Annotated in this window: 9 protein-coding genes and 1 pseudogene; 3 read left to right on the top strand and 7 right to left on the bottom strand. The window is 68.2% G+C overall.

Annotated elements, in window-relative coordinates:
• From AB0C02_RS28695 to AB0C02_RS28670, 6 genes and pseudogenes are all read right to left on the bottom strand, one after another.
• A pseudogene (locus AB0C02_RS28695) lies at positions 1–503 on the bottom strand (ABC transporter permease); the annotation flags it as partial.
• A complete protein-coding gene (locus tag AB0C02_RS28690) occupies positions 500–2,056 on the bottom strand; it encodes a sugar ABC transporter ATP-binding protein (protein ID WP_357552168.1) in 1,557 nt (518 codons plus the stop codon). The gene AB0C02_RS28690 and the pseudogene AB0C02_RS28695, both read right to left, overlap by 4 nt.
• On the bottom strand, positions 2,053–3,231 hold the full coding sequence (locus AB0C02_RS28685) for an ROK family transcriptional regulator (RefSeq protein ID WP_357552166.1): 1,179 nt from the start codon (positions 3,229–3,231) through the stop codon (positions 2,053–2,055). The genes AB0C02_RS28690 and AB0C02_RS28685 overlap by 4 nt, the downstream gene beginning before the upstream one ends.
• 200 nt (positions 3,232–3,431) lie before the next feature.
• Positions 3,432–4,436, bottom strand: a complete 1,005-nt coding sequence (locus AB0C02_RS28680; RefSeq protein ID WP_357552164.1) for a YihY/virulence factor BrkB family protein — start codon at positions 4,434–4,436, stop codon at positions 3,432–3,434.
• Positions 4,437–4,495: 59 nt separating this feature from the next.
• Positions 4,496–5,305 (bottom strand): ABC transporter permease, encoded by an 810-nt coding sequence (locus AB0C02_RS28675; RefSeq protein ID WP_357552162.1) that lies wholly within the window; start codon positions 5,303–5,305, stop codon positions 4,496–4,498.
• Between the two features lie 11 nt (positions 5,306–5,316).
• A complete protein-coding gene (locus AB0C02_RS28670; RefSeq protein WP_357552173.1) occupies positions 5,317–6,081 on the bottom strand; it encodes an ABC transporter permease in 765 nt (254 codons plus the stop codon).
• 331 nt (positions 6,082–6,412) lie between these two features.
• Here AB0C02_RS28670 and AB0C02_RS28665 point away from each other — a divergent pair, with 331 nt between their 5' ends.
• Genes AB0C02_RS28665 through AB0C02_RS28655 form a run of 3 tightly spaced genes read left to right on the top strand, consistent with a single transcriptional unit; the run spans position 6,413 to position 8,867 of the window.
• Entirely contained in the window at positions 6,413–6,985 is a 573-nt protein-coding gene (locus tag AB0C02_RS28665; protein ID WP_357552160.1) for a hypothetical protein, read from the top strand.
• Between the two features lie 56 nt (positions 6,986–7,041).
• The gene (locus tag AB0C02_RS28660; RefSeq protein ID WP_357552158.1) at positions 7,042–8,211 is read left to right on the top strand and encodes a sensor histidine kinase; all 1,170 of its coding nucleotides are present in this window, start codon (positions 7,042–7,044) and stop codon (positions 8,209–8,211) included.
• Positions 8,208–8,867 carry a response regulator transcription factor gene (locus AB0C02_RS28655; protein WP_357552157.1) on the top strand — a complete coding sequence of 220 codons (660 nt, stop codon included), beginning with the start codon at positions 8,208–8,210 and terminating at the stop codon, positions 8,865–8,867. The genes AB0C02_RS28660 and AB0C02_RS28655 overlap by 4 nt, the downstream gene beginning before the upstream one ends.
• Positions 8,868–9,385: 518 nt before the next feature.
• On the opposite strand, the gene AB0C02_RS28650 is transcribed toward AB0C02_RS28655, so the two are convergent.
• Complete coding sequence (locus AB0C02_RS28650; RefSeq protein ID WP_357552155.1) at positions 9,386–9,697, bottom strand: hypothetical protein; 312 nt, start codon at positions 9,695–9,697, stop codon at positions 9,386–9,388.
• Positions 9,698–9,716: the final 19 nt, after the last annotated feature.

Raw genomic sequence — 9,716 nt, 5'->3', positions numbered from 1 at the left:
AGAGTCGCGATGAACGGCACCAACCGCCCGTACGACACCAGCAGACCGTTCACCACACCCACTCCGAGGCCCACGGTCAACGCCGTGAAGATCATCCCGGCGGCGCCGAAACTCTGCGTCGCCACCGTCGTGGACCACACCCCCGCCACCGCGACGATCGCCCCCACCGACAGGTCGATACCCCCACCGATGATCACGAACGTCATCCCCACCGTGACCACACCCACCACCGAGGCCAGCTTCAAAATGGTGAGAGTGTTGCCCCACACCCAACTCGCATCACCGTAAAGATCAGGCCGGGTCACAATGCCGATAACCACCAACACCAGCAGCGTCGCCACCAGACCCAAATTCCGGCGGACACCCTCACCCCCGTCACCCCGCCAGAAGGAAAACCGCGCCGACGCCCCCGCCTTCCCGGCCCCGGCCGAATCAGCCGATGGCGACTGGGCCGGCACGTCCGCCGGCCGCTTCGGCGCAGCGGTCCCGGTCCCCTCAGTCACGCCAGGGCTCCTTCCATGAGGGACCCCGCCATCACGAGGTCAAGCACACTGTCTTCATCCAGGTCACCGGCCGGCGCTTCCCGCACCACCCGGCCCTCCCGCATCACCAACACCCGATCCGCCAGACCGAGGACCTCGGGCACCTCACTGGACACCAGCAACACCCCCACACCCTGAGCCGCGAGATCCCGGATCACCTGATACAACTCCGCCCGAGCTCCCACATCCACACCCCGGGTCGGCTCATCCAGCAACAGCAGCCTGGTGTCCCCCAACAACCACCGGCCCACCACCGCCTTCTGCTGGTTACCACCCGAAAGGGTCCGCACCGGCCGGCGCACGTCACGCGGCCGCAGCTCCAGCAGGTCGGCGATCCGCTCCGCCTCAGCCCGCTCCCGCCCGGCATTCGTGAAACCCAACCGCGCGTAGCGGCTGAACGTCGCCAGAGTCACGTTGCGGTAGATCGGTTCACCGAGCAGCAGCGCCTGACTCTTCCGCTCCTCCGGCGCCATCCCCATCCCGGCCCGCACCGCCGCCCCGACGCTTCCCGCCCGCAACACCCGGCCGTTCATCCGCACCGTGCCCGCGTGCGCGCGGCGAGCCCCGTAAATGGTCTCCAGCACCTCGGAACGGCCGGAGCCGACAAGGCCGGCGATACCGACGATCTCCCCCGCCCCCACGCTCAGCGACACATCAGCGAACTCACCCGCCCGGGTCAGCCCCTCCACCCGCAGCAACTCGGCACCAGCCGACCCGCCGGCCGGACGCTGCGGAAACACGTACTCAATGCTGCGCCCCGTCATCCGGGCCACCAGGTCGTTGGTCGGAGTGGTCCGGGCCGGCAGATTCGCCGCAGTGGTCCGGCCGTCCTTGAGCACCGTCACCCGATCACCGATCTCCCGGATCTCCTCCATCCGATGCGAGATATAGATAACCGCGATCCCCTGCGCCGTGAGCTCCCGGATAATCCGGAACAGATTCCCCACCTCGTCATGAGCCAACACCGCAGACGGCTCATCCATGATGATCAACCGGGCATCGTGGGACAACGCCCGCGCCATACTCACGATCTGCTTACCCGCAGCCGGCAAATGCCGCACCAGACGACCCGGGGAAATCTCCGCATGCCCCAACCGGGCCAGGATCTCCCGCGTCCGCCGCGCCATACTGCCCCGACGCACGAACCCCAACCGGCGCGGCTCGTGACCAAGGAACGCATTCTCCGCCACCGACAGATCCTCAACCAGGTCGAGCTCCTGGTAGATCGTGGCGATCCCCGCCCGCATCGCCGCCTGCGGATCAGCGAAACCCGCCGGCTCGCCACACCACACGACCTCACCCGAATCCGGCCGATGCACCCCCGCCAAAACCTTGATCAACGTGGACTTACCGGCGCCGTTCTGCCCCAACAGGCAGTGCACCTCACCCGCCCGCACCTCCAACTGCACCCCGTCCAACGCGCGTACACCGGGGAACGTCTTCACCACATCGGTCAGGCGCAGGACCACCTCGCCGGCGGCGGTGGCCGGGGTTTCCACCAACCGTCCGGTCATGACGCTTCCGCGAAGGCGACGTCGCTGGCGAGCACCGCAGCCCCGGCCACCCCGGCGCGCGGACCGAGTTCGGAGAGCACGACCGGCAGGTTGCCGGTGGCCAGCGGCAATGAACGGCGGTAGACCACGCTACGAATCTCCGCGAGAAGAATGTGTCCCAACTGGGCGAGTCCACCGCCAATTACGATCATCGACGGGTTGGTGAAGCTCACCAGGCCGGCCAGAACACTGCCGACCCGCCGGCCACCATCCCGAATGAGCTGAATGCAGGTGACGTCCCCCTCGACCGCCCCCTGCGCCACGTCCAGCGCGGTGACCGCCCCCCGCGCGGCCAGGCGCTCGGCGAGCACCGGGGAGACCTCGACCCGGGCCGCCGCGGTGGCCTCCCGGGCCAGCGCCGCACCGCTGAAGACGGCCTCCAGGCAGCCGAGATTGCCACACGAGCACATCGGAGCGTTGGGTTCGACCTGGATGTGGCCGATGTCGCCGGCGCAGCCGTCGGTGCCCCGGTAGACCTCACCGTTGAGATAGATCCCGCATCCGATGCCCGTACCGATCTTGATGAACAGGAAATCATCCACCGAGTGGGCCACGCCGCCGTGTCGCTCACCGATCGCCATGATGTTGACGTCGTTGTCGACCACAGCCGGGCAGCCATGCTCCCGAGTCAACAACTCCCGAACCGGGAAACGATCCCACCCCGGCATGATCGGCGGCGACACCGGCACACCATCCCGGAAACTCACCGGCCCCGGCACCCCGATACCGACCGCAGCCAGCCGCTCGTACGCACCATCCACCCTGGCCTTGTGCAACAACTCACTGACCCGCTGCAGAGTCACCTTCGGCCCCGAACGAATATCAGCCGACTCCGCATACACCGCCACCGGCTCAAGCCGACCATTCACCACCTCGACATCAATCGAACTGGCACCCAGATCCACCGCGGCAAACCGCAAACCCGGATTCAACTCCACCAACGTCGAACGACGACCACCCCGAGAAGCCGCCAACCCCGCCTCGGCCACATAACCGAGACCAACCAGCCGATCCAGCTCGGCGAGCAGCCGCGGGCGGGGTATCTGCAAACGGTCGCCGAGCTCGGCCCGGGATACCGCCCCCTCGTCCCGCAGCAGTCGTAGGAGCTGTACGTGCAGGGGGTCCAGCGTCCGCACCGGGACTCACCTCGCATCGGAGTCGTGCACATCGACGCACCGGCGATGTGTCGTGCTCGACACAGTAGGAGCCTTCCCGGCCGCATGTCCATAGCTTCAATCAACCCGACACAAACTTTTGTCCACACGAACGAAAGCCGACGACGGGTCGGCGAAAGTGATCTTGGTCGTCGGTCGAGCCAGCCTCGGGGTGGGCCTGGTCAGCGGCCGTCGTGCTTCTTGCGCAGCTTGCGGTCGTCGCGCAGCTCGACGTACGGCTCCCGTTCGGCCGGGTGCCCCGTCGCGATGGCGCGGCTGCGTGCCAACTCGGCATCGAACTCCACGCCGAACAGGATGGCGATGTTGCTCAGCCAGAGCCACACCAGAAAGATGATCACTCCGGCCAGCGCCCCGTAGGTCTTGTTGTACGAGTGGAAGTGCCCGACGTAGACAGCGAAGAGCACGGAGATCACCAGCCAGATCACCACCGCCAGCACACTGCCGGGGCTGATCCAGCGGAAGCCGCCCTGGCGGGCGTTCGGCGCGACCCGATAGAGGATCGCGAGTATCAGGCTGACCAGCACCAGCAACACCGGCCACCTGACGATCTTCCACACCGTCACGGCGGTCGGGCCGAGCCCGAACGCGCCCACCCGCTCGGCCAGGCCACCGGTGAAGACCACGATCACGACGCTGGCCAACAGCATCACGCCGATCAGCACGGTGGCACCGAGTCGGATCGGTAGCCTCTTCCAGATCGGCCGCCCCTCCGGCACCTCGTAGATGATGTTGGCGGCGCGCATGAAGGCGGAAAGGTAACTGGAGGCCGCCCAGAGGGCCCCGACCAGGCCGACGACCGCAGCGACGCTGGCCAGCCCCTCGGAGGTACGCGCCTGGTCGATCGCGGTCTCGATGATCCGCCGGATGTGCTCCTCCGGCACTGCCTCGTCCACGACGTTCCGCACCTTCTCGGGTGCCCGGGTGTCGAACAGGCCGAGCACCGAGATGAACACCAGCGCGCCGGGGAAGATCGAGAGCATGGCGTAGTAGGTGAGCGCGGCGGCCGAGTCGGTCAGCCGGTCCTCCCGGGTCTCCCGGACCGCACGCCTCAGTGCCGCCCCCCAGCCGACAACCGGCAACTCGGAAGGGCGCCCCGGCCCCGCGTCCGGCCCGACCTGCCGACCCCGGTCGCGCCCGCCGTGTGCGGAAGACTCGTCGGCGGCCATCGGCCCTCCCTCATCGTCGGCGTCGTCCCCGACTGCCCAAGCGGGAAGGCGTTAACCACCTACGTGTAGAGCAGCCGGCCCATCCGCCGGGATGCCAGCGTGAGCATGCCGGCGGCCAGCACCACCAGGTACGCCACGTCCAGCAGCCAGGACCAGCCGGAGCCTCCGACGCAGATCGCGCGGACCAGGTGCACCGACCGGTAGAGCGGGGTCAACTCGACCACCCAGCGCAGCACGGCCGGATACGCCTCGGCCGGCACGAAGGTGCCGGAGAAGAGGAAAAGGGTGAACTGGGCCGACCCCATCAGGTCGAAATCCTGCCAGCTGCGAATGAGCGTGGCGACGACCATGCCGAGCGCGCCGAACGCGACGCCGACCAGAATCGCGGCAGGGAAGGCGGCGGCCGCCCGGGCCGCGGTGGTCAGGTCCATCACCACCATGATCAGCAGGAACGCGGCCGAGTAGAGGCTGCCCCGGATCATCGCCCAGCCCAGTTCGCCGAGGGCGATCTCGAACGGCTGCACCGGGGTCGCGATGACCCCGTCGTACAGCTTCATGTACTTCATCTTCCCGAAGAAGTTGAAGGTGGTCTCGGACAGCGCGCCGTTCATCGCCGAGGAGGCCAGCATCGCCGGGGCGACGAACGCCGCGTACGTCACCACCTGCCCGCTGGGCAGGGTGAGGTCGCCGACCAGCGCGCCCACCCCGACGCCGATCGAAAAGAGGTAGAGCACCGGCTCCAGGAAACCGGAGAGCAGCACCAGCCAGTACGCGCTCCGCAACGCGGTCAGGTTGCGCTCGGCGACTGAGGCGGACCGGCGCGGCGCCCCCTCGAAGCTGACCAGCCGGGGCAGGACGAGACCGACCACGACACCCTCCTCTACACGACCAGCGAGCGGCGGAACATGCGCCGGGCCAACAGCCAGCCGGCGGCGGCCCAGGCGGCAAGGTAGAGCAGGTGGCCGGCGGCCGACCACTGCGGAGCGACGCCGAGCGTGGCGGCCCGGCACAGGTCCACGGCGTGCCAGAGCGGTGTCGCGTACGCCAGCCAGCGCAGCGCCTCCGGCAGTGACTCGATCGGGAAGAAGACCCCGGCGAACAGGGTCATCGGGATCACCGCGAACCGGAACAGCAGGGCCAGATAACTGTCGCTCGGCACCGCCGCGCTGAACGCGAAGGTCGGCGCGGCGACCGCGAGCCCGAGCAACAGCGCCACCGGCAGGACGGCCACCGCCCAGGGCGAGCGCAGCGCCCCGAACAGCGCCGTCACCAGTACGAACGCGGCGGCACTGGTGAGCACCCGGAACAGCACGAAGGCGAGGTGCCCGGCGAGAATGTCCCCGATTCGCAGCGGTGCCGCAACCTGGGCGTGGTAGGTCCGGATCCAGCGGAAGTTGCTGTGCACCGGCCAGGTCGACTCCGCCATGGCGACCTGGAGCGCGGTGGCGGCGATCAGGCCGGGCACCAGCCACTCCAGGTAGGACACCCCGCCCACGCCCCGATGCACGTACGCCCCGACCCCGACGCCGAAACCGAGCACGGTGAGCACCGGCAGCAGGAGCGACGAGAAAACCCCCGCCCGCCAGGTGCGCCGGTAGGCCACCAGGTGGTAGGCGAGGACCGCCAACGCCGGCGTCCGTGCCATCCCCGGCCCGGCCCGCTCCGCCACGCTCACCGCGACCACCCCCGCTCTCCGCCCACCCCGACCTTCCTACCGCCCGGGTACGACAAGACCGCCGGCCACCCTACGAGGACTCACCGATGCTGTCGCGCCACTTTCCCGCTCCCCGCCCGGTCCGGAGTTCCTCCAGACCGACACGTTGCTTTCACATCCTGAGCGCCGGGGGCTCTCGCTCGCGCGGCGGAGCCACTCGCTCGTAGGAGGGATGGCTGAAGATCGCCCCCGACGGCGATGAGCCGGGGCGGGAAAGGCCAGAGGATCGACACGTCAAACACCCGCGTCTTCAGGAGTCACCGTGAACATCGCAAAGGCATCGTTCGTCGCCGCACCCGCCCTGATGGCCGGGTACGGGGTGGTCCGGCTGACGGACAGCGAGCACAGTCCCGGTTTTGTGTGGACCTTCGGGCACCTGCTGATGCTGGCCAGTCTTGTCATGTTCGGATGGGTGTTCGCCGGGCTGCGCGGCGCGGTACCGGGCCGGAACGCGAAGGTGTTCGGGGCGATCGGGTTCGTCGGGCTCGGTGCGGTCATCGTGCAGATCTGCGCCGACATCGTCGTCGGATTCATGTCCAGTGACGCGGCGACCAAGGACCACAACTTCGAACGGTTCCAGGAGATCCCCGGCGTGCTTCCGGTCGTCTACACGGTGGTGCCGGTGCTGTTCTACGTCGGCCTGCTCGGACTGACGATCTCAGCTGCCGTCGTGCGTCCGCGCCCGTTGCCGTGGTGGACCCCCGTGCTCATCCTGGTGGGCACCGCCGTCGCCGGAGTGAGCCTGGACTATATTCCCGAAGCTGGCGTCCTGTACCTGATCGCCTTCCTGCCGCTCGTACTGCGCACCCCCCGGGTCGCGCTGGCGAGCGCGTGAGGACCGCGGGTCACCGGCCAGCCGTAAACGACGGCAGACCTGTGGAGTGGGATCAGATGCGACACCTGATGACCGCCCGAGATCTGCCGCTGTGGCAGCGCCTGCCACCGTCGTGGCGGCCGTACGCCGCGGACGCCGGCGTGGCGCTGCTGGTGCTCGCCGTGCTGTACGTCCCCTTGGTGATCCCCCGGGCGGAGCAACCCGGTCCCTACTCGCCGTGGGCGTGGGTGTTCCTGGCCGGGTCGGCGCTACCGCTGGTGGTCCGGCGGCGGTTCCCCATCCTCTGCCTCCTCGTCAGCTACCTCTCGCTCGTGGGATACAACACCGTCGACCGGGCGGTGTCCGAACCGATCGGCTGGGGAGTGCTTGTGGCCATCTACTCGATCGCGTGGGTCGGCCGGCGCTGGCATCAGATCTGTGTCATGGTGTTGATCGCCGTGACCAGCCTCGCCAGCGTGAAGAGCCCGACAACTGCGATGATCGGCCTGCTCACCGCCTCGGCGGCGCTGCTGCTCGGCACGCTCGCGCGGCGCCGGGACCTGCGCCTGCAGGAGCTGGCCTACCGTGCCGGGCAGTTCGAACGCGACCGGGAGACGCAGGCGGCACACGCGGTGGCGACCGAGCGGGCCCGGATCGCCCGGGACATGCACGATGTGCTCGCCCACGCGGTCGGCCTGATGATCGTCCAGGCCGAGGCGGGAGCGACGGTCGTGCGTACCTCCCCGGAGCGGGCGGAGAAGGCGCTCGACGCGATCGCCGGTGCCGGTCGGGACGCGATGGTCCAGCTCCGCCGCACGCTGGGCATATTGAAGGAGGACCAGGACACCGGGATCCGTACGCCGCAGCCGACCCTGGCCGCCATCCCCGCGCTGATCGACCAGGTGCGCGAAACCGGGGTGGCAGCGTCCTTTACCGTGTCCGGCGTGCGGCGTGCGGTGCCGCCGGACACCGAGGTGGCCGCGTACCGGATCGTTCAGGAGGCCCTGACCAACACGCTCAAGCACGCGGCCGCGCGCACGGTGACGGTCGCGCTCGACTGGGGGGATGAGCTCATCATCACGGTACGAGACGACGGTTCCGGCGACGGCACGCTTGGCATTGCGGGGGCCGGTAGCGGGCTGATCGGCATCCGTGAGCGCGCCGCGGCGTGCGGCGGCAGCGCCGACGCGCGGGCCGGCAAGCACGGTTTCACCGTGTCGGCGTCCCTCCCGGTGATGGCCCGATGAGCATTCGGATCGTTGTCGCCGACGACCAGGAGTTGGTGCGCGGCGGATTCGCGATGATCCTGGACGCCCAGCCGGACTTCGAGGTGGTGGCCGAGGCGTCCGACGGCGTCGAGGCAGTCGCCGCCACGCTGCGCCACCAGCCCGACGTGGTGCTGCTCGACATTCGGATGCCGGAGATGGACGGCATCGAAGCCGCCCGGCGGGTGTGCGCCGAGACGTCGAGTCGGGCCCTGATGCTGACCACCTTCGACCAGGACGATTACGTCTACGACGCGCTCTACGCCGGGGCCAGCGGTTTCCTGCTCAAGGACGTCCGCCGCGACGACCTGGTGCACGCCGTCCGGGTGGTGGCCGCCGGGGATTCGCTGCTGGCACCGGCCGTGACCCGGCGACTGATCTCCGACCTGACGGCACGCCGGCCGCGTGGTGGGTCACCAGCGATCGGCCTGGAGGCGCTGACCGCGCGGGAGCGGGAGACCCTGACGCTGCTCGGTCGGGGCCTGTCCAACGCGGAGATCGCCGCCTCCATGGTGGTCAGCGAGCACACCGTAAAGACACACGTCAGCAACGTGCTGAGCAAGCTGGCCCTGCGTGACCGGGTGCAGGCCGTCATCGCGGCGTACGAATCCGGTCTGATCGCCCCCGGCTCGGCCTGAGGTCGAGCAGCCGGGGCGCCGGCGGGTGGGCTCAGGGTGGGAATGTGCGGGTCCGTGCCGCCTGAGCGTCGCTTGACGAGCCACGGCCGATCACGGGGACAAGGATGTTGCGCACAATCTCTCTAAAGTCGGCGCAGGCCGCGATGGAGATAACGCATCAACAAAACGGCTAGCTATTTGCGAGACAGAGCACTCGCAGTCTCTCTCAAGTATCTAAAACGCCGAATGAGGTACGCCGGCAAATAAAAGACCGGCATGATCAAACTTCCGAGCGCCCAACCTACAGCGCCAAGCCGAGGCTCGCCTCCAGTTCGCCCTCCGTATTCCATGCCCAGATGCCTGGCATCGAAGAATACGATGACCGCGACAACGAGATCCAACAGACTCAAGATAGTCGTTCGCACGTAGGTTCCCACCTCGGCTAGTAATTCTGCGTGTTACCAGGAATTGAATGGGAGCGCCTGACCTGGCGCGGCCTCGGCCATGGCCAGCACCAGCCCCAAAGTGGTCGCTGCTTCTCACACCGCTGGCCCTTCGCTGCTAGCCGGCTTGGCCGTCGACCTCCGGTAGACGCGGACCGCGAACAGCAGCAACACAACCAACACCACCGCGTACGCGCCGTAGTAGAACCACCGGGACAGGTTACCGGCGGTGACCACGAAATCCACGATCGGCAGGGTCAGGATGAGTGCCACCATGACCACCCCATCCCGAACGTTGCCGCGCATGGCGCCAGCCGGACCTGAGTACCTCATTCCGAAGTGGAGACCGATGAAGTAGAGCAGCCCGCCGAAACCCGTCACCAAGTGCACGATCGACTGTGTCTGCATACCAAATCCTCGTTGAGTC

Source organism: Micromonospora sp. NPDC048999, assembly GCF_040649295.1.
Taxonomy (GTDB): Bacteria; Actinomycetota; Actinomycetes; order Mycobacteriales; family Micromonosporaceae; genus Micromonospora.
This window is presented reverse-complemented; position numbering and strand designations above follow the sequence as displayed.